Genomic DNA, 20,059 nt, shown 5'->3' on the forward strand with positions numbered 1-20,059 from the left:
GGAAGGAAGTTTTTATGTCAGGACATTCAAAATTTGCCAACATCAAGCACAAAAAAGAAAAGAATGATGCTGCAAAGGGAAAGATTTTCACAATCATTGGTAAGGAAATTGCAGTAGCTGTTAAGGAAGGCGGCCCTAATCCAGCCAACAACTTTAAGCTTGCTACAGTTATTGCCAAGGCTAAGGCTAATAACATGCCTAACGATACTATCGAGCGTGGTATCAAAAAGGCTTCTGGTGCAGACGGAGCAGTTGATTACAAGAGTATTACCTACGAAGGATATGGCCCAGGTGGTACAGCTATTATCGTAGAAACTCTTACAGATAACCAGAACAGAACAGCAGCTAATGTAAAGAGTGCTTTCACTAAGGGAAATGGTAATGTTGGAACTCCTGGTTGCGTATCATACATGTTTGATAACAAGGGTCAGATCCTTATCGACAAGGAAGAGTGCAAGATGTCTTCTGATGATCTTATGATGCTCGTTCTTGATGCAGGAGCTGATGACTTCAATGAGGAAGATGACAGCTATGAGATTCTTACTACTCCAGATAACTTCCAGGCTGTAGTGGAGGCCCTTGCTGAAGCTAAAGTTGAGACAGCTTCTGCTGAAGTTACTATGATTCCTCAGAATTATGTTTCAGTTACTGATCCTGAAACTGTTAAGTATCTTACAAGAATTCTTGATCTTCTTGACGAGGATGATGATGTTCAGGCTGTATACCATAACTGGGATGAGCCAGAAGAGTAATCAAAGATAAACAAAAAATATTAAAAGGCGTGGGGGAGTCCTGAAATGAAACTAAAACGTATGTGGCCTGGTTTATGCATCTTGATTGTCTTTATTCTTTTTGATGTGGTGATGGTGGCAAGTTCTAGCTTCTTTTCAGGACTTTTTCCATTAGGAGAAATGACACTTACATATTCCTTGATCCTGACAGTCTTGGGAGTGCTTATGATGAGCATACTTACATTTCTGGCAGGAAGGATATGTGACCATATTGACCTTAGAGAATTGTCAGAGACTATGGGTGTAAAAATAATCTATGTTTTGATGCTCATAGCTATTTTTGTAGGCGGGATATTCTACAGACTGGAGGTAGTATCCAGATCTTTGGCTTCTCCAGGGGGGAAGCTTTCGCTATTTGAGAATGCCCAGATTGGAAGTAATCTGGCTAGTAATGAATATGATCTGTTGTCTATAGTCTACTCAAGTCTTCTTAGGTCTGTGCTTTTTTTTACTGGTAATAATATAGCGGTTTCATTTTTCTTCCAAATTGCACTTTTTATGATCTTTGTTCTTCTTGGAACAATTACAGCAAGGCTTCTTTTAGGCAAGGCTGCGGCTATTATCTTTGCGGCCTATATTTCTTTTATGCCTATATTTGTGGAAGACCTTGGCAATCTGATAATAGGAACTAATGAACTATTTTTGGTTCTTCTTGGGATAGAGCTTTTGGTTATTTCTATATATCTTAAGAATGTGTCAGATGGCAAATATACATCTGGATGGTTTATCATTTGGTATGTTTTTGTTGGCATGGTTGTGGGATTTATGACCTATCTTGATGCCGGAACGATAGTTGCTGTCTTGCCACTTCTTTTATCTGCTCTGTTTATGGCTGGAGATTATGAGCATACAGGTGCGAAAAGCTTTTTGTTCGTGATGCTTGCCGGATTGCTTACATTTGCAGCTATGATAGCTCAGGAAGCCGGATTTTCCATGTTTGTTCCGGTTCTTAAAAACTGGGCACAGTATTATTTCCATAACGTGATGACCTTTAGCATGTTCTGGACTTATACAAACTACAAGATCATTTATGTGATCACCTTTATAGTAATGTCCGGAGTTCTTGTGGGATTTTTCAGAAACAAAAACTTTGGAAGAGTATCTCCATGGCTCCTTTCGACAATCCTTGTGTTTATGGCAACTCCATTCTTTGGAGCCACCAGAATGAATGACCAGCTTGTAGTAACTGTTTTTTTTGCATTTGTGATTGCCTGTGTGGTTTCACTAATTGCGCTTACCAGAAAAGAGGAAGTATATAAGACTGTTTCCGAAGATGAAAAGAGTCAGCTTCAAAAAGAGGCAGAGTCTATGGTTACTGGCACAATAGTTGTTGAGCCTGAGACAGAAACAAAGGCTGGTACAGAAGATACTAAGGCGCATCCCCGCTTTGTTCCAGAGGGAATGGTTCTTCCTACAGGGGCTGAGGATGAGATGGATATAGAAAAAACCAATATGAAGATGCCTGAATTTAAGGGCAAGATTGCGCTATGTTCAGGACGTGTAAAGGATGATTTTGATAAAGATAAGATAAAAATGCCCAAGGAAGAAATTAAGAGGGCTCATCCTACCAAACATATAGACAGGAATCGGCTTAAGGATAAAGTACGTCCTGAAGAAATAAAGAGAGATGATTTTGATCTGCCTTATAAAGAAGGCGATGATTTTGATATATAAAATAAAAACATGAAAGGTTTACTAAAAGTAAATGAGATTAGAAGATTTAAAGACCTATGAGATAGTAGAAAGCCGTAGGATTGAGGACCTTAATTCTGACAGCTATATCTTAAGACATAAGAAGACAGGAGCCAGAATAACACTCCTTTCTAACGATGATAATAACAAGGTATTTACAATAGGTTTCAGGACACCACCCAAGAATTCTACTGGAGTTGCCCATATTATAGAACACACTGTTTTATGCGGGTCTAAAGAGTTCCCTTGTAAGGATCCTTTTGTGGAACTGGTAAAGGGGTCACTTAATACATTTTTGAATGCAATGACATTTCCTGACAAGACTGTTTATCCTATTGCCAGCTGCAATGATACTGATTTTCAGAATCTGATGCATGTATACCTTGATGCAGTTTTTTATCCTAATATTTACAAGACTGACAAAATCTTTAAGCAAGAGGGATGGCACTATGAGATGGAAGATGAGTCATCAGATCTTACTATCAACGGTGTTGTCTATAACGAGATGAAGGGAGCTTTCTCATCTGCCGATGATGTGCTCTCAAGAGAAATACAGAATTCTCTTTATCCTGACACAACTTATGGAATCGAATCCGGTGGAGATCCTGATGTTATTCCAGAACTCACTTATGAGGAATATCTTGATTTCCATAGAAAATATTATCACCCTTCAAACAGCTATATTTATCTCTATGGTGATATGGATATGGCGGAGAAACTTGATTATATTGACAAGAACTATCTGTCAGCCTTTGATCATCTTGATGTTGACTCTGAGATTGGACTTCAGAAGGCCTTTGATGCTCCAAGGGAAATTCATAAGCCTTATTCCATCATGGAGAGCGAGCCACTTGAGGATAATACATTTTTGTCCTATAACTGCAGCGTAGGCTCACCTCTTGACAGAAAGCTCTATGTAGCCTTTGACATCCTTGATTATGCTCTTTGTTCAGCACCTGGAGCACCTATTAAAAAGGCACTTATCGATAAGGGAATAGGACAGGATGCGTATAGCGAATATGATAATGGCCTGAGACAGCCTGTATTTTCCATCATTGCCAAGAATGCCAATGCTTCTCAGAAGGAAGAGTTTGTAGGTACAATTAGAGAAGTACTAGAGCAGCAGGTAAAAAATGGAATTGATAAGAAAGCTCTTTTAGCTGGTCTTAACTTTGATGAGTTTAAGTACAGAGAAGCTGACTTTGGAAGGTTCCCTAAGGGCCTACTCTATGGCCTTCAGGTATTTGACAGCTGGCTTTATGACGATGCTAAGCCATGGATAAATGTAGAAGCTAACGACACCTTTGCCGAACTTAAAAAAGAAGCAGAGGGAAGATATTTTGAGGAACTGATAAAGAAGTATCTTCTTGATAATCCTCACAGGACTGTAGTTCTTTTAGAACCTGTAAGAGGTCTTAACGAAGCCAAGGATGAAGAACTCAAGAAAAAACTTTCTGACTACAAGAACTCTTTATCACAGGAAGAAATAGAGAGAATTGTAAGGGAGACTAAGGAACTTAAAGATTATCAGGAAGCTCCTGATGATCCTGAAGATCTTAAAAAGATCCCTCTTTTGAAACTTTCAGATCTTAAAAAAGAAGCAGAGAAATTTATCTATGAGCTCAAGGAGTACAAGGGAATAAAGATTCTTCATCACAATGTGTTCACAAATGGAATCGACTATGTGAACTTTGTCTTTGACCTTAAGGACATTGATGTCAAGTACATTCCTTACGCATCTGCTCTTAAAAAGGTGCTTGGAATGCTGGATACAGAGAACTTTAGCTATGGTGATCTCTACAATGAGATCAATATATATACAGGCGGTCTTTCAGGATCTATCAGCACCTACACAGATTCGACTGATGTGAACAAGTTTGAGACAGTCTTTGAGATAAGTGTTAAGGTTCTTCATGACAATCTGGATAAGGCTTTTGACCTGGTAAAAGAAATCATTACTTCAACTAAGTTTGATGATGTGAAGAGACTTAAGGAAATTTTTGGAGAGCAGTATGCAAGGCTTCAGTCAGATCTTTCATCTGCTGGACATCAGACTGCAGCTCTTCGTGCCATGAGCTATGTTTCTCCTGCTGCTGTAGTGTCAGATAATGTGAGTGGTATCGGCTATTTTAGGCATCTTGAGAAGCTTAATAAGGATATCTGCACTGATGAAGGGGCCAAAGAGATAATTGAAACCTTAAAGATGCTTAGTAAGGCAATCTTCAGGGCGGATAATCTTTTGATAGATATTACAGGAACTGACAAGGAGTATGCTGGAATTCCTGAAAATGGCAAGAAGTTTGCGGATTCTTTGAATACAGAAAAAATTGATCTTGGCAAACTCGAGATAAAGCCTGTCAAAAAGAATGAAGCCTTTAAGACTGCAGGTCAGGTGCAGTATGTGTGCAGGGCAGGTAACTTCTCATCCAAGGGCCTTAAGTATAATGGCGCACTTAGAGTACTTAAGGTGATGATGGGGTATGATTACCTTTGGAAGAATATAAGAGTAATAGGGGGCGCGTATGGATGCATGAGTAGTTATGCCAAGAATGGCGACAGTGCTTTTGTGACATACAGGGATCCTAATTTAAAGAATAGTATAGATGTATTTGAGAAGGCAGCTGATTACCTCAGGAATTTTGATGATGATGACAGAGCAATACTGCAGTATATAATTGGAGCTATCTCAGATCTTGATACTCCCAAGACACCAGCAGGCAAGGGAGCATATGGCCTTACAGCTTTCCTTTGTAATGCAAAAATGGAGAACATCCAGAGAAATCGTGATGAACTTCTTGGAACTACTAAGGAAACAATCAGAGGGCTGGCTGATTATGTAGATGCCTTTATGAAAGATGAGTGTCTGTGTGTTATAGGAACAAATGACAAGATTGAAGAGGCAAAAGAACTCTTTGATAATGTGGAGCAGCTTGTAAACAGATGATTTTTTGGGGGAGGGAGTTATGAAAAAGAGATTTGGACTTATTTGTGTAACTTCAGTAGCAGCTTTATCTATAATGTTGTCTGCCTGCGGCAGTAGTAAGGGCGATAGCTTTGCCACATCAGCAAGCTATGCACCTCAGGAAGACTATGATACAAATGGAGTGTATGACTTTGAAACGGCTGAATTTGCGGAAGAAGCCAAGATGGCAGATAACTCTTTTGACCAGGCAGAACAGGTTGTTGATACATCAAGAAAACTTATAACTACCATGAATATCAGCACAGAAACTGAGGATCTTGATCTGGTTCTATCTGGTGTACAGAATAAGGTCAAGGAGCTGGGCGGATACGTTGAGTCCAGCAATATCTATAATGGTAGCAGCTATTCTGGAAGAGTCAGCAATAGAAGTGCAAGTCTTTCACTTCGCATTCCTGCAGATAAGCTGGATCAGTTTGTGGTGACACTTGATGAGGGCACTAATATCACAAATAAGTCAACGAATGTCGAGGATGTAACTCTTTCCTACGTTGATATTGAGAGCAGAAAAAAGGCTCTCAAGGCGGAGGAAGCAAGGCTCCTTGAAATAGTGGAGTCAGCAGAGACAGTTGAAGACATTATCAAGGTTGAAGAGAGACTTTCAGAAGTCAGATATCAGCTTGAGAGCATTGAATCTCAGCTTAGAACCTATGATAATAAGATTACTTTTTCAACAGTTTATCTGGATATTACAGAGGTGACACAGTATACACCTACTGAGCAAAAAGGTGTGATAGAGAGAATTGCTGAGGGTTTTGTGAATAGCTGTAAATCAGTATGGAATGCGATTGTTGAGTTTTTTGTATGGTTTGTGATCCATATTCCACAGATCATAGTTTTTGGGCTTGTTGTAACAGTTATAATTTTGCTGATCAAGAAAATCAAGCATAAGAAAAGTCCTAAGACAGGAACTACTCCTGACAATAATAAAAACCAGCAAAACAGCAGCAAATAAGAAAGGCAAAGATGGAGAATAATTTTAAAACAGGTTTTGTAACACTTATAGGGCGACCAAATGTTGGAAAGTCTACACTTATGAATCATATGATCGGGCAGAAGATAGCTATAACTTCTAATAAGCCCCAGACTACCAGGAATAAGATCATGACTGTGTACACAGATGATTCATGTCAGATGATCTTTCTTGATACGCCTGGTATCCATGAAACCAAGAACAAGCTTGGAGAATACATGACCAAGGTAGCCAAGAGCACTCTTGAAGAAGTGGATGTGGTTCTGTGGCTTGTGGAGCCCAGCACTTTTATAGGAGCCGGTGAGAAATCCATTATCGAAGAGCTTAAAAAGTGCAGAAAACCAGTTATTCTCGTCATAAATAAAATAGATACCGTTTCGAAGGATAATCTTGAGAAATTTGAAGCTGCCTATAGAAAAGAGATGGATTTTGACAGGGTTATCTCTGTAGCAGCTCTTAAGGGACAGCATATAGATGAACTTATGATTGCTATCAAGGACCTTCTTCCTTTTGGACCTCCTTTTTATGACGAAGAAACACTGACAGACCAGCCTGAGAGGCAGATTGCGGCTGAAATAATCAGAGAGAAGGCGCTTCGTCTTTTACAGGATGAGGTTCCTCATGGAATTGCGGTGACAATCGAGACCATGAGAATGCGCGAAAAGAAGGTTGAAGAGCCAAAGAAAAAGAAAAACAGACATCAGCATCCTCCTAAAAAGAGTAAGCTTGAAGCTATGGCAATGGAAGCAGAAAACTTAGATGATGGCTATGAAGATCAGGATGGACCGGTTGTTCTTGATATTTCTGCAATTTCACAGCCTGAAGAAGTATATGATCCAGATGGAATAATGGATATTGATGCTACTATAATCTGTGAGAGAGATTCCCACAAGGGCATTGTTATAGGCAAGGGCGGAGCAATGCTTAAAAAGATTGGTTCTGCAGCCCGTAAGGATATTGAAGAGATGGTGGGATGTAAGGTCAATCTTCAGCTCTGGGTCAAGGTAAGGCGCGACTGGAGAGATGACAAAACCCAGATGAAGAGCTTTGGATACGATATCAGAGATTTAAAATAAAACTAATTTGGTATATGTGCTGGTATAAGGCACTTTGAGATTATACTGGCAATATGGAATGAAATATGGAAGATTTTGTGATCGTCCGCGGCATAGTATTAAAGCATGCACCAGCAGGAGACTATGACTGGGTTGCTACGATCTTTACTGCAGAAAGGGGCAAGATAACAGCCTTTGCCAGAAGTGCCAGAAAACCTTCAGCCAAGCTTTCAGGGCTGGTTGAACCTTTTTGTTTTGGGACTTTTAAACTCTTTGCAGGTAAGAATTCATATACGATAGTTGAGGCGGACATAGAAAACTATTTTGAAGAATTCAGGGGTGACTTGGAAGGTGCCTGTTATGGCACCTTTTTTCTTGAATTGTGCTCCTTTTATACTAGGGAGAATAATGAGGACAAGGAGCTTTTAAATCTTTTATACTTTTCGTTGAAAGCTCTTTTAAAGAGCAGTATTCCTAATAGACTTGTCCGGTGTATTTTTGAACTGAGAGCTCTTTTGATCGAAGGAGAATATCCTGGTATTCCAGATAGGGCAGGCATTTTGGATTCTACACGGTATGCTATGAATTTTATCACAACAAGCCCGCTTAATAAGCTGTTTTCTTTTTCACTTACTGATGAAGTGCTGGACCAGCTTGATATCATAACTAAGGAATATCGGCAAAAATACATAGACAGGCCGCTAAAAAGCCTTGAAATGCTTGAGACCTTTGAGTATTGAAAAAGAAAAACTATTTGGATATAATAACGTTGTTTGTATTTTTTTAGGTTTATGAGGGAAAATTGTGAAAATACTAATTAAAAAGGCTTTATGCCCAGTGCTTTCTCTTTTTATGGTGACTCTGACATTGGTTGGCTGTGGTGCTGACAAGGATAGAGAGACCAAAGTAACCCTTGACAAGGACGGGGGAGTAGTCAGCACAATTTATGAGAGTTTTGAGCAGGACTATTATGATATTTCTGAGCTTTCTGATATGGCGGCGGAGGAAATATCATACTATAATTCTGAATACATTTCTCCCAGGATTACACTTGATGAGACGACGAGGATTGAGGACGAGCCCTATGTGAAGCTTGTTATGACCTTTGACAGTTGTCTGGATTACTCTCATTTTAATCAGGAGCTTTTATTTTTTGGAACTGTTCAGGATGCAGTAGAGAATGGATATGAGTTGTCTGCGGCCCTCGTAGACAGGGAAGGCAACAAGATCGATCTTGGAAGCGGAGACTTTCTTGACAGACATATTGTGATATCAAGTGAAAAGGTTATAATTGATACACCATATAATATTGAATATATGACAAGTGGTGTAACTTTAAGAGACAAAAAGGAAGCTGATTTGACCAATGTACTTTCTGACAGTGTTCAGCTGCTTCTTTCAAAATAATATTATGTTTACTTACGGCAGCTGATGATTTATGGCGCCGCGGAATGGAGGATTATGGAAGCAAACGCAAAAACAATGGACAAAATTGTAGCCCTGGCTAAGGCAAGAGGATTCGTATACCCAGGATCAGAGATTTACGGAGGTCTGGCCAATACTTGGGACTATGGTAATTTGGGCGTTGAATTCAAGAATAATGTAAAGAAGGCATGGTGGCAGAAATTTGTACAGGAGAACCCTTACAATGTAGGTGTTGACTGCGCAATTCTTATGAACCCACAGACATGGATTGCCTCAGGACATCTTGGCGGTTTCTCAGATCCTCTTATGGACTGTAAGGAGTGTCACGAGAGATTCCGTGCTGATAAGATCATAGAGGATTTTGCTGCTGAGAATGGTATTACACTTGAGACATCAGTAGATGGATGGTCTCATGAGGAGATGGAGAACTTCATCAAGGAGCACAGCGTTCCATGCCCATCTTGTGGTAAGCACAACTTTACTGGTATCAGAGAGTTCAACCTTATGTTCAAGACTTTCCAGGGTGTAACTGAGGATGCCAAGGATACAGTATATCTTCGTCCTGAGACTGCGCAGGGTATTTTTGTAAACTTCAAGAATGTTCAGCGTACATCTCGTAAGAAGGTTCCATTTGGTATCTGCCAGATTGGTAAGAGTTTCCGTAACGAGATCACACCTGGTAACTTTACATTCCGTACAAGAGAGTTCGAGCAGATGGAGCTTGAGTTCTTCTGCAAGCCAGGAACACAGACAGAATGGTTTGAGTACTGGAGAAAGACTTGCTACGAGTGGCTTCTTTCTCTTGGCATCAAGAAAGAAAACCTTCGTCTTCGTGATCATGATCCTGAGGAACTTTCATTCTATTCAGATCATACAACTGATATTGAATATGCATTCCCATTCACAGATTGGGGCGAGCTTTGGGGCATTGCATCCAGAACTGACTATGACCTTACAAGACATCAGGAGACATCTGGTCAGCCTATGGATTACTTTGATGATGAGACCAATGAGAAGTATATTCCTTATGTTGTTGAGCCTTCACTTGGTGCAGACCGTGTAACACTTGCATTCCTTTGCGAGGCTTATGATGAGGAGAATATCGGAACAGAAGAGAAGCCTGATATGCGTACAGTTCTTCACTTCCATCCAGCACTTGCTCCTGTTAAGATTGGTATCCTTCCACTTTCAAAGAAGCTTAATGAGGGCGCAGAGAAAATTTATGCCAAGCTTTCCAAGAAGTATAATTGTGAGTTTGACGATCGTGGAAACATTGGTAAGAGATATCGCCGTCAGGATGAGATTGGAACTCCATTCTGTATAACATATGACTTTGAGTCTGAGAATGACAATATGGTTACAGTAAGATTCAGAGACAGTATGGAGCAGGAGAGAATTGCCATCGATGAGCTTGAGGCATTTTTCTCAGATAAGTTTGATTTTTAATGATATACACGAAGAATGAGTGATTCGATTTCCGAATCTTTGTAGGATTGCGAGAACGAAGTGAAGCAATCCGTATATCATATATATACATTCTGGAGGAATAAAAATGAAACAATTTACAGCACAAGAGCTTCGCGAAGCTTGGAAGCAATTTTATAAAGATAGAGGACATGTAGATTGCGGAGCAGTATCACTTGTATCTGACGGTTCAACTGGTGTTATGTTCAATGTTGCTGGTATGCAGCCGCTTATGCCATATCTTTTAGGTAAAAAGCATCCTATGGGAACACGCCTTTGCAATGTTCAGGGATGTGTCCGCACTAACGATATTGATTCTGTTGGCGATAAGAGCCATGGAACTTTCTTTGAGATGATGGGAAGCTGGTCACTTGGTGATTACTTCAAAAAGGAGCGTTGCCAGTGGAGTTTTGAGCTCCTTACACAGCTTTTTGGTTTTGATGCTGATCACCTTGCAGCTACTGTATTTGCTGGTGATGAGAATGCACCTAGAGATGAAGAGGGCGCTAAGTATCGTATTGAATCTGGCTTTAAGCCTGAGAATATCTATTATCTTCCTGCAGAAGATAACTGGTGGGGACTTGAATATGGTCCTTGTGGCCCAGATAGTGAGATGTTCTATGTCAAGGATATTCCTGATTGTGGCCCTAATTGCGGCCCTGGTTGTCACTGTGGCAAGTACACAGAAATCGGTAACGACGTATTTATGCAGTATGAGAAACACCACGATGGCAGTCTTACACCTCTTGCGCAGAAGAATGTTGACACAGGATGGGGACTTGAGAGAATTCTTGCTTTCTTAAATGGTGTTGATGATGTATACAAGATTGACCTTCACGCACCTGTTATTGCATATATTGAAAAGGAAAGCGGAATTAAATATGATGCAGACGAGAAGACTACAAGATCAATGAGAATTCTTGCTGATCATACACGTACTTCTGTAATGCTTATTGGAGATGAGGCTAAGCTTCTTCCTTCTAATACAGGAGCAGGATACATTCTTAGAAGACTTATCCGCCGTGCTGTAAGACATGCAAGAACTCTTGGACTTAACAAGGAACAGATTCTAGGTGTGGCACAGATCTATATCGATGAGTACAAGGGAAGCTATGAGCACCTTAACAAGAACATCAAGTTTGTTCTTACTGAACTTGAGAGAGAAATCACTCGTTTTGAGTCTACTCTTGAAAATGGTATGAAGGAGTTCAAGAAGATCCTTGACAAGACAGCTTCAGCTGGCAAGAAGGAAATTGAAGGTAAGGATGCCTTCTTCCTTTATGATACATTTGGATTCCCTGTAGAGCTTACACTTGAGCTTGCTCAGGAAGAAGGCTTTACTGTAGATGAGAAGGGCTTTGCTGCATCTATGGAAGAACAGAAGCAGAAAGCTAGAGAAAATCAGAACTTCTCAGCAAATCTCACAACAGGTGCTGGCGTATTCGATTCACTTGATGAGTCAGTAAAGAGCGAGTTCCTTGGATATGATGCACTTGGCTGTGAGGGAACTGTTGTAGCTATGGCGGGGGGTGATGCTCTGGCAGAGGAGCTTACAGAAGGCCAGCAGGGTACTATCATCACAGATAAGACTACTTTCTATGGCACAATGGGTGGTCAGGTCGGCGATATCGGAGAAATCCTTGGAACAGACGGTTCTAAGTTTGAAGTAGCTGAAACAATTCATGTTGCAGGTGGCAGAACTGCTCATGTTGGTAAGGTTGTATCAGGAAGCTTTAAGCTTTCAGATAAGGTATCACTTAATGTAGATGCTGATAACAGAGCAAAGACATGTCGTAACCATTCAGCAACTCACCTTCTTCAGAAGGCTCTTCAGGAAGTTCTCGGAGATGGCGTAGAGCAGGCAGGTTCATACCAGGATCCTGACAAGACTAGATTTGACTTTAGCTATCATCAGGCTATGACAGCAGAAGAAATCGAGAAGGTTGAGACTATTGTCAATAACAAGATTCTCGAGGCACTTCCTGTTGTAACCAAGGAGATGTCTATAGAAGATGCTAAGAAAACCGGAGCTATGGCTCTGTTTGGTGAGAAGTATGGCGAGACAGTTAGAGTAGTAAACATGGGAGACTTCTCTATTGAGCTTTGCGGTGGTACTCATGTATCTAACACAAGCCACATTGGACTGTTTAAGATTGTTTCTGAAAGCGGTGTAGCAGCAGGTGTTCGCCGTATTGAGGCTCTTACAGGTGATAACGCAAGAGCATATTACAAGAATGTTGAAAATAGCCTTTCAGATGCTGCAAAGGCACTGAAGACAACTTCAGCTGATGTTGTTGCTCATATCAAGAAGCTTCAGGATGAGCTTAAGGCTCTTAAGAGTGAAAATGAATCACTTAAGAGCAAAGAGGCTCAGGCAGCTCTTGGTGATGTAATGGATCAGGTTGTAGAGGTCAAGGGTGTTAAACTTCTTGCTACAGCTGTTAAGGGCGTAGACATGAATGGCCTTCGTGATCTTGGCGATCAGCTGAAGACTAAGCTTGGAGATGGCGTTGTAGTTCTTATTTCTGAAGCAGATGGCAAGGTTAACCTTGTTACTATGGCAACAGATGGAGCACAGGCAAAGGGAGCTCATGCAGGTAATCTTGTTAAGGCCATTGCTCCAAAAGTTGGAGGAGGCGGTGGTGGCCGTCCTAATATGGCTCAGGCTGGTGGTAAAAATCCAGCTGGTATTCCAGATGCTATCGCAGAAGCTAAGGCTGTTTTGGAGAGTCAGATTGGCTAAATGTCGTTTATCAAATTAAAATATGAATTAAGTCATGAAAATGTGCTTGACGGAATTTAGATTTATGATATAATAATTCATGTTATGTGAGCTAATGGGCTTAGAATAAGCATAATAAATAACCCAATCAGTCATGTACTTGAAGGGACTGAAGGGAGGGTAAGAGTAGAGATGTCAACAGTAGTAGTAAAAGAAAACGAGACTTTGGATAGCGCACTGCGTCGTTTTAAGAGAAGTTGCGCCAAGGCTGGTATCCAGCAGGAGATCCGTAAGAGAGAGCACTACGAGAAGCCTAGCGTAAGACGCAAGAAGAAGTCTGAAGCAGCAAGAAAGCGCAAATATAACTAATCAAATTTATGAAAAGTCCTTGGAAGTTTCCAAGGACTTTTTTCTTTATCTGTGATAAAATGATTAAGTTACGTTGGTATTATAAGAGAACATTATATGTGGATATATATTCTGATTATTTTTTTAATATTGCTTGTAGGCTCACTTGCCATTATTTACCATGATACTCATAGCTTTGTGGTCAGAGACTATGATATTTCTTCTAAAAAGGTGGATAGAGACTATACTTTTGTGCTTTTGTCAGATTTACATGGATATATCTTTGGCAATAATAATGACAAATTGCTTGCAGCTATTGATAAGATAAGGCCTGATGCGGTTTTGTGTGCTGGAGATATGTTTACCGGGCACAAGATCAAGGGAGAAATTCAGTATCAGGCTGGACTTCATGTCCTTACAGAACTTGCTGGAAGATATCCTGTGTATATGGGGAATGGTAACCATGAGCACAAGATTAAGGCGTACACTGCAGAATTTGGGAATCTTTTTGATAGGTATCGTGAGGCCCTGAGGAAGTCTGGTGTTATTGTTCTGGAAAATGACAGCATCAATATAGCTGACGCAAATATAAGAGTCACTGGACTAGATCTTAGTCTTGATTATTTCCGCAAGGTTGTTAAAAGGGAAATGGATCAGGGGCACGTGGAGAGATGCGTTGGTAAGAGCGACAAGAGTCGTATGCAGCTTTTGATCGCACATAATCCTCAATATTTTAAAGAGTATGCTGAATGGGGGGCAGATCTTACTGTCTCTGGACATATACACGGAGGACTTATAAGACTTCCTCTGGTTGGAGGTGTTGTATCACCTACTATAGCTCTTTTTCCTAAATATGATGGTGGGAAATATGAGATGGATGGAAAGACTATGATTCTAAGCAGAGGACTTGGAACCCATAGTATACATGTGAGAATGTTTAACCCGGGAGAGGTTGATGTTATTCATATTCACAAAGCGTGAGTTTATAGTAAACGTCAGATAGAACTGCCGTTTCTATGAGAATAGATATGAGTTTTTGAGGTGGGAAATGTCACTGGAAGTTAAGCTTCAGGTGTTTGAAGGTCCCCTAGATCTTTTGTTGCACCTGATCGATAAAAACCAAATAGATATATATGATATACCGATTGCTACGATAACCGAGCAGTACATGGAATATATAAATGCCATGCAGAGGGATGATATGGAGGTTACCAGCGAGTTCCTTGTTATGGCAGCTACTCTTATTGATATTAAATGTAAGATGCTCCTTCCTAAAGAGGTCAATGAGGAGGGCGAGGAAGAGGACCCAAGAGCAGAGCTTGTTGAAAAACTTCTTGAATACAAGATGTACAAATATATGGCCTTTGAGCTCAAGGATAGACAGATGGATGCTGCAATGCAATGGTTTAGAAGCAGAAATATTCCTAAGGAAGTGAGAGAATATGAGGCTCCTATTGATATGACCGGGCTTATAGGGGATGCTACCTTGTCCAAGTTAAATGAAATCTTCCAGGACCTTTTGAAAAGACAGGAAGATAAGGTGGACCCTATTCGTAGTAAGTTCGGAAATATTGAGAAGGAAGAGGTGGATATGGATGCTAAGACCTTATATATCAAGGCATATATAAGAGAGCATTCAAGATTTAGCTTTAGGCAGCTTTTAGAGAAGCAGCACAGTAAAACGGAGATCATAGTCACGTTTTTAGTAATGCTTGAAGAGATGAAGTTGGGTGAAATTGAGATTGAACAGGAAAGTACTTTTGGAGATATAATTATTACCTCCAAAAAGGCGGGATGAGGAAGAATAGATGACTAGAGAAGAGGGAGCAGCTGTTGTAGAGGCAATTCTTTTTACAATGGGTGATTCGGTTGAAATAAGTTCACTTGCTAAGGCAATGGAAACTGATGCTAAGGAAATAAAAAAATATATAGAGTATCTAAAGGAAAAGTACGAAAAAGAGGATAGCGGCATAGGTATACTTGAACTTGAGAAATCTGTTCAGCTTTGCACTAAAAAGGAAATGTATGAGTATCTGGTAAAGATTGCCAAGGCGCCTAAGAAGGCTGTTCTAACAGATTCTCTTATGGAAACTCTATCTATTATAGCCTACAAGCAACCTATTACCAGACTTGAAGTTGAGAAGATAAGAGGTGTTAACTCTGATCACGCGGTTAACAGACTGGTTGAATTTGGCCTTGTACAGGAACTTGGAAGACTTGATGCGCCTGGACGTCCGCTTTTGTTTGGCACGACAGAAGAGTTCCTTAGAAGCTTTGGCGTAAGATCACTGGATGAGCTTCCATCCATTGGAACTGTTCAGGTTGAAGAGTTTAAGGCACAGGCTGAAGAAGAGATAAATGTGAAGCTTGACATTTAATTAACAGATACTATTTATACAGTTTACAGTTAACGGTTTTCGCATAAACAATTATTTATATACAATTCATAAAATATAGGAAAAATGCGCAATTTTTTATGCATTTTTCCTTTTTTTTGCTTTATTTTGTGATACAATATATTCTGACTTATGTTGTGAAAATGCGAGATTTTTCGCATATTTGCAATTCATTTGTGCATAAATTATTTATTATAAAAATTTCGGAGGTAAACAAATGAGTAGTTCTTCACAAGCGAGACAAAGAATTAATGCTTTGCTCGACGAAAACAGTTTCGTTGAAATTGGTGCTCTTGTGACAGCCAGAAACACAGATTTCAATCTGAAACAGGAAGAAACACCATCAGACGGCGTAGTTACTGGCTATGGTGTTATCGACGGTAATCTGGTTTATGTTTACAGCCAGGATGCGTCAGTACTTGGCGGATCTATTGGCGAGATGCATGCCAAGAAGATTGTTCGCCTGTATGAGCTGGCTATTAAGACTGGATCTCCAGTAATTGGAATGATCGATTCAGCAGGACTTCGTCTTCAGGAGGCAACAGACGCACTTAATGGATTTGGCGAAATCTATCTTAAGCAGGTGGAGGCTTCAGGCGTTGTGCCTCAGATCACAGCTATTTTTGGCGCCTGCGGTGGTGGACTTGCACTTATTCCTTCAATTACAGACTTTACTTTCATGGAGTCTGAGAAGGCTAAGCTTTTCGTAAATTCACCTAATGCACTTGATGGCAACTATAAAGAGAAGTGCGATACATCTTCTGCTAAGTGGCAGGCTACAGAGACTGAAAATGTTGATGTAGTTACTGACGAAGAGTCTCTTTATGCTGAAATCAGAGAACTTGTATCTATCCTTCCTTCCAACAATGAGGACGGAGATACATATCAGGAATGCTCAGATGATCTTAACAGAGCATGTGAGAATCTTGATGGAGCTACAGCTGATCCTTCTATCATTGCAAGACAGATTTCTGATAATGGAGTATTCTTCGAGACAAAGAGAGAATACGCTAGGGATATGGTAACTGGATTCATCAGATTAAATGGTGCTACTGTTGGTTTCGTTGGAAACAGAACAGCAGTATTTGATGAAAATGGCAAGGAAGCTGAGAAGTTCAGTGACAAGCTTTCAGCTCATGCATGCAACAAGGCTGCTGAGTTTGTTAACTTCTGTGATGCTTTCGATCTTCCAGTTCTTACACTTACAAATGCTACAGGATTTGGCACAACAAAGTGCGATGAGAAGCATGTAGCTAAGGCTGCAGGAAGACTTGTATTTGCTCTCGCAAATGCTACTGTACCTAAGGTTAACCTTATCACAGGCAAGGCATTTGGAAGCGCTTACGTGATCATGAATTCAAAGGCAATTGGTGCGGATGTTACTATCAGCTGGCCAGATGCACAGGTTGGAACTATGGATGCAAATCTTGCTGCCAAGATCATGTGCGATGGCAAGGATGCTGAGACAGTATCCAAGGCTGCTGCTGAGTATGCTGCACTTCAGAATAATGTTAAGAGTGCTGCTGCAAGAGGCTATGTAGATGAGATAGTAGAGCCAGCAGACACTAGAAAGTATGTAATCGGCGCATTCGAGATGCTTTTTACAAAGAGAGATGAACGTCCTGCCAAGAAACACGGCACAGTTTAATGAAGGGAGCACTCAAAATGAAACATAAAAAGTTAATTTTGGGAGTTATGCTGACATGCCTTCTTGGGCTGACTGCGTGTGGTCAGACAACATCAGAAATCAATTCTGTAGAAGGAAGCAGATACTCAAGTCAGACTTTTACTCTTACTAATATTGACAACTATGCCAATATGGTTGAGGACCAGAGGTTTGAGACATGGTATCTTGCAGGCGTAACACCTGACAATTTTGAATCACTTTTATATCAGGAAATAGCTATGAGCACAACTGATGAGCATTATGAGGTTATGGCTAAGGGCTATGAGAGCTGGTATAAGGCAGTTAATGACATCGGATATGATTCTTTGGAATCTTTACCTGGTGATATATTCGTTTCAAAGACAAATTTTGAGATCAACAAGGATGGAGAACTGGTTGCAACATCAGAAATCCAGGGCACAAAGCGTTCTGCTGAGATGGTTATCTATCTCAACAACAGAGGTGAGCCTACAGAGATTGGTGTTACAGTTATGAGATCCATGGGCGAGAAGCTTGAGAATGCTGGACTTAACACTTTACTTGGTATGGGCATGGCATTCACAATCCTTATCTTCATATCACTTATTATTTCTCTGTTCCCAATTCTTTTTGGTGGCAGCAAGAAAAAGAAGACTAGTGATAAAGAAATTGCTCAGAAGGCAATGGATAACACAATCAGTCAGATTGCTGAACAGGAAGAGCTTGTTGGCGACGCAGAACTTGTTGCAGTTATTGCGGCAGCAATCGCAGCCTACGAGGGAAGCGGCAGCACTGATGGTTTCCGTGTAAGATCAATTAGAAAAGTAAATAAAAACTGGAAAAAATATTAATGTTTGTATCGAGCACGGAGTAGACAACAGTGCTCACTGAAAGGAGATATAATGAAGAACTATACTATAACCGTTAACGGAAATGTATATGATGTAACTGTAGAAGAAGGCACAGGATCAGGCGCAGCTCCAAAGGCTGCTGCTCCTGCAGTTAAGGCTCCAGCAGCTCCTGCTAAGAAGGCAAGTGCAGGCGCTGGTTCTATCAAGGTTGAGGCTGGTGCAGCTGGTAAGGTTCTTAAGATCAATGCTAGCGTTGGACAGGCTGTCAAGAAGGGTGACACAGTAGTTACTATCGAGTCAATGAAGATGGAAATTCCTATGGTTGCTCCTCAGGACGGAACAGTAGCAAGCATCGATGTTGCTGCAGGTGATGCAGTTGAGGCTGGAACATGCCTTGCAACTCTTAACTAATACTTGGCGATAGAAATAATAGTTTGATTCAAACAGAAATGAGGATAAAGAATGGATTACATAGTTAATACATTATCTAATCTCTGGCATCAGACTGCATTTACTACTATGACACCAGGCAATTACGTTATGATTGTTGTAGCATTGGTGTTCCTGTATCTTGCAATCGCCAAGGGATTTGAGCCTTTGCTTTTGGTACCGATCTCATTCGGTATGCTTCTTGTAAATATTTACCCAGATATCATGGCTGAACCTACTGGCAGCGCAGCTGGTGGACTTCTCCATTATTTCTACATTCTTGATGAGTGGGCAATTTTACCTTCACTTATTTTCCTTGGTGTTGGAGCTATGACAGACTTTGGTCCACTTATTGCGAACCCTATCAGCTTCCTTATGGGTGCTGGTGCACAGTTTGGTATTTTCTCTGCTTACTTTATGGCTATTGCTTTTGGATTTAATGACCAGCAGGCTGCAGCCGTTTCAATCATCGGTGGTGCTGATGGCCCTACATCTATCTTCCTTGCAAGTAAGCTTCACCAGACTTCAATCCTGGGTCCTATTGCTGTAGCAGCTTATTCATATATGGCTCTGGTTCCAATGATCCAGCCACCTATCATGAAACTGCTTACTACAGAAAAGGAAAGAAAGATAAGAATGTCTCAGCTTAGAGAAGTTTCCAAGCTTGAGAAAATTCTTTTCCCTGTAATTGTTACAATTGTTGTTAGTATGATCCTTCCTACAACAGCTCCTCTTATTGGTATGCTGATGCTTGGTAACCTCTTTAGAGAGTCAGGCGTTGTTAGACAGCTTCAGGAAACAGCTTCTAATGCACTTATGTACATCGTAGTTATCCTTCTTGGAACATCTGTAGGTGCTACAACAAGTGCTGAGGCATTCCTTAATACAACAACAATCATCATCGTAGTACTTGGTCTTATTGCTTTTGCATTTGGTACAGCTGCAGGATGTCTTTTAGGAAAACTGCTCTGCCTTGTTACAGGTGGTAAGATCAATCCTCTTATTGGTTCAGCTGGTGTATCAGCCGTACCTATGGCAGCTCGTGTATCCCAGAAGGTTGGTGCTGAGTATGATCCTTCAAACTTCTTGCTCATGCATGCTATGGGACCTAACGTTGCCGGAGTTATTGGTACAGCCGTTGTTGCTGGAACATTCATGGCAGTATTTGGCGTATAAATGGATTCAAAGTTCTGAAATATTGTGCTTGCACAAAATATTTCAGAACCTTGAAGACATAACGTCCATGAGAAAGTAGCGTGATAGCGCGGATTTCGAATGGACGTAGCAT

At 40.6% G+C, this 20,059-nt stretch carries 17 protein-coding genes; all 17 read left to right on the top strand.

The window, feature by feature from the left end; genetic code table 11:
- Positions 1-14 precede the first annotated feature (14 nt).
- The 17 genes from G631_RS0104945 to G631_RS0105025 all read left to right on the top strand — a co-directional run bounded on the left by G631_RS0104945 (position 15) and on the right by G631_RS0105025 (position 19,947).
- Positions 15-752 carry a YebC/PmpR family DNA-binding transcriptional regulator gene (locus tag G631_RS0104945; RefSeq protein WP_026488518.1) on the top strand — a complete coding sequence of 246 codons (738 nt, stop codon included), beginning with the start codon at positions 15-17 and terminating at the stop codon, positions 750-752.
- 45 nt (positions 753-797) lie between these two features.
- Positions 798-2,465, top strand: a complete 1,668-nt coding sequence (locus tag G631_RS0104950; RefSeq protein WP_026488519.1) for a hypothetical protein — start codon at positions 798-800, stop codon at positions 2,463-2,465.
- 31 nt (positions 2,466-2,496) lie between these two features.
- Complete coding sequence (locus G631_RS0104955; protein WP_026488520.1) at positions 2,497-5,427, top strand: insulinase family protein; 2,931 nt, start codon at positions 2,497-2,499, stop codon at positions 5,425-5,427.
- Between the two features lie 19 nt (positions 5,428-5,446).
- Positions 5,447-6,418 carry a DUF4349 domain-containing protein gene (locus tag G631_RS18025; RefSeq protein ID WP_051196844.1) on the top strand — a complete coding sequence of 324 codons (972 nt, stop codon included), beginning with the start codon at positions 5,447-5,449 and terminating at the stop codon, positions 6,416-6,418.
- Positions 6,419-6,429: 11 nt separating this feature from the next.
- Positions 6,430-7,512: a GTPase Era gene (gene era, locus G631_RS21315; protein ID WP_026488521.1), complete on the top strand. Its 1,083-nt coding sequence runs from the start codon at positions 6,430-6,432 to the stop codon at positions 7,510-7,512.
- 65 nt (positions 7,513-7,577) lie between these two features.
- Positions 7,578-8,231 carry a DNA repair protein RecO gene (gene recO / locus G631_RS0104970; protein ID WP_026488522.1) on the top strand — a complete coding sequence of 218 codons (654 nt, stop codon included), beginning with the start codon at positions 7,578-7,580 and terminating at the stop codon, positions 8,229-8,231.
- Positions 8,232-8,295: 64 nt separating this feature from the next.
- Entirely contained in the window at positions 8,296-8,898 is a 603-nt protein-coding gene (locus tag G631_RS0104975) for a hypothetical protein (RefSeq protein ID WP_026488523.1), read from the top strand.
- Positions 8,899-8,952: 54 nt separating this feature from the next.
- Positions 8,953-10,362 (top strand): glycine--tRNA ligase, encoded by a 1,410-nt coding sequence (locus G631_RS0104980; RefSeq protein WP_026488524.1) that lies wholly within the window; start codon positions 8,953-8,955, stop codon positions 10,360-10,362.
- 106 nt (positions 10,363-10,468) lie between these two features.
- The gene (alaS, locus tag G631_RS0104985) at positions 10,469-13,123 is read left to right on the top strand and encodes an alanine--tRNA ligase (RefSeq protein ID WP_051196846.1); all 2,655 of its coding nucleotides are present in this window, start codon (positions 10,469-10,471) and stop codon (positions 13,121-13,123) included.
- Between the two features lie 171 nt (positions 13,124-13,294).
- Positions 13,295-13,471 (top strand): 30S ribosomal protein S21, encoded by a 177-nt coding sequence (rpsU, locus tag G631_RS0104990; protein ID WP_013280615.1) that lies wholly within the window; start codon positions 13,295-13,297, stop codon positions 13,469-13,471.
- Between the two features lie 96 nt (positions 13,472-13,567).
- Positions 13,568-14,431, top strand: coding sequence for a metallophosphoesterase (locus tag G631_RS0104995; protein WP_035789314.1), 864 nt, complete (start codon positions 13,568-13,570; stop codon positions 14,429-14,431).
- A 67-nt stretch (positions 14,432-14,498) separates the two neighbouring features.
- Positions 14,499-15,248: a segregation and condensation protein A gene (locus G631_RS0105000; protein ID WP_026488527.1), complete on the top strand. Its 750-nt coding sequence runs from the start codon at positions 14,499-14,501 to the stop codon at positions 15,246-15,248.
- A 10-nt stretch (positions 15,249-15,258) separates the two neighbouring features.
- Positions 15,259-15,828, top strand: a complete 570-nt coding sequence (scpB, locus tag G631_RS0105005; protein WP_026488528.1) for an SMC-Scp complex subunit ScpB — start codon at positions 15,259-15,261, stop codon at positions 15,826-15,828.
- Between the two features lie 235 nt (positions 15,829-16,063).
- Positions 16,064-17,494: an acyl-CoA carboxylase subunit beta gene (locus G631_RS0105010; protein WP_026488529.1), complete on the top strand. Its 1,431-nt coding sequence runs from the start codon at positions 16,064-16,066 to the stop codon at positions 17,492-17,494.
- Between the two features lie 17 nt (positions 17,495-17,511).
- Complete coding sequence (locus G631_RS19955) at positions 17,512-18,342, top strand: OadG family transporter subunit (RefSeq protein WP_196803818.1); 831 nt, start codon at positions 17,512-17,514, stop codon at positions 18,340-18,342.
- Positions 18,343-18,393: 51 nt separating this feature from the next.
- Positions 18,394-18,753 (top strand): biotin/lipoyl-containing protein, encoded by a 360-nt coding sequence (locus G631_RS0105020; protein WP_026488530.1) that lies wholly within the window; start codon positions 18,394-18,396, stop codon positions 18,751-18,753.
- Between the two features lie 51 nt (positions 18,754-18,804).
- Positions 18,805-19,947 (top strand): sodium ion-translocating decarboxylase subunit beta, encoded by a 1,143-nt coding sequence (locus G631_RS0105025; protein ID WP_026488531.1) that lies wholly within the window; start codon positions 18,805-18,807, stop codon positions 19,945-19,947.
- Positions 19,948-20,059: the final 112 nt, after the last annotated feature.

Origin of the sequence: Butyrivibrio sp. XBB1001 (assembly GCF_000424505.1) — a bacterium.
Lineage (GTDB): Bacteria > Bacillota > Clostridia > Lachnospirales > Lachnospiraceae > Butyrivibrio.

Excerpts from the sequence above, each read along its gene's own strand:
- rpsU (WP_013280615.1), top strand. The coding sequence starts at position 13,295 with ATGTCAACAGTAGTAGTAAAAGAAAACGAGACTTTGGATAGCGCACTG.
- recO (WP_026488522.1), top strand. The coding sequence starts at position 7,578 with ATGGAAGATTTTGTGATCGTCCGCGGCATAGTATTAAAGCATGCACCA.
- G631_RS0105025 (WP_026488531.1), top strand. The coding sequence starts at position 18,805 with ATGGATTACATAGTTAATACATTATCTAATCTCTGGCATCAGACTGCA.
- era (WP_026488521.1), top strand. The coding sequence starts at position 6,430 with ATGGAGAATAATTTTAAAACAGGTTTTGTAACACTTATAGGGCGACCA.
- G631_RS0105000 (WP_026488527.1), top strand. The coding sequence starts at position 14,499 with ATGTCACTGGAAGTTAAGCTTCAGGTGTTTGAAGGTCCCCTAGATCTT.
- G631_RS0104950 (WP_026488519.1), top strand. The coding sequence starts at position 798 with ATGAAACTAAAACGTATGTGGCCTGGTTTATGCATCTTGATTGTCTTT.
- G631_RS0104995 (WP_035789314.1), top strand. The coding sequence starts at position 13,568 with ATGTGGATATATATTCTGATTATTTTTTTAATATTGCTTGTAGGCTCA.
- G631_RS0104955 (WP_026488520.1), top strand. The coding sequence starts at position 2,497 with ATGAGATTAGAAGATTTAAAGACCTATGAGATAGTAGAAAGCCGTAGG.
- alaS (WP_051196846.1), top strand. The coding sequence starts at position 10,469 with ATGAAACAATTTACAGCACAAGAGCTTCGCGAAGCTTGGAAGCAATTT.
- G631_RS0104945 (WP_026488518.1), top strand. The coding sequence starts at position 15 with ATGTCAGGACATTCAAAATTTGCCAACATCAAGCACAAAAAAGAAAAG.
- G631_RS0105020 (WP_026488530.1), top strand. The coding sequence starts at position 18,394 with ATGAAGAACTATACTATAACCGTTAACGGAAATGTATATGATGTAACT.
- scpB (WP_026488528.1), top strand. The coding sequence starts at position 15,259 with ATGACTAGAGAAGAGGGAGCAGCTGTTGTAGAGGCAATTCTTTTTACA.
- G631_RS0104980 (WP_026488524.1), top strand. The coding sequence starts at position 8,953 with ATGGAAGCAAACGCAAAAACAATGGACAAAATTGTAGCCCTGGCTAAG.
- G631_RS18025 (WP_051196844.1), top strand. The coding sequence starts at position 5,447 with ATGAAAAAGAGATTTGGACTTATTTGTGTAACTTCAGTAGCAGCTTTA.
- G631_RS0105010 (WP_026488529.1), top strand. The coding sequence starts at position 16,064 with ATGAGTAGTTCTTCACAAGCGAGACAAAGAATTAATGCTTTGCTCGAC.
- G631_RS19955 (WP_196803818.1), top strand. The coding sequence starts at position 17,512 with ATGAAACATAAAAAGTTAATTTTGGGAGTTATGCTGACATGCCTTCTT.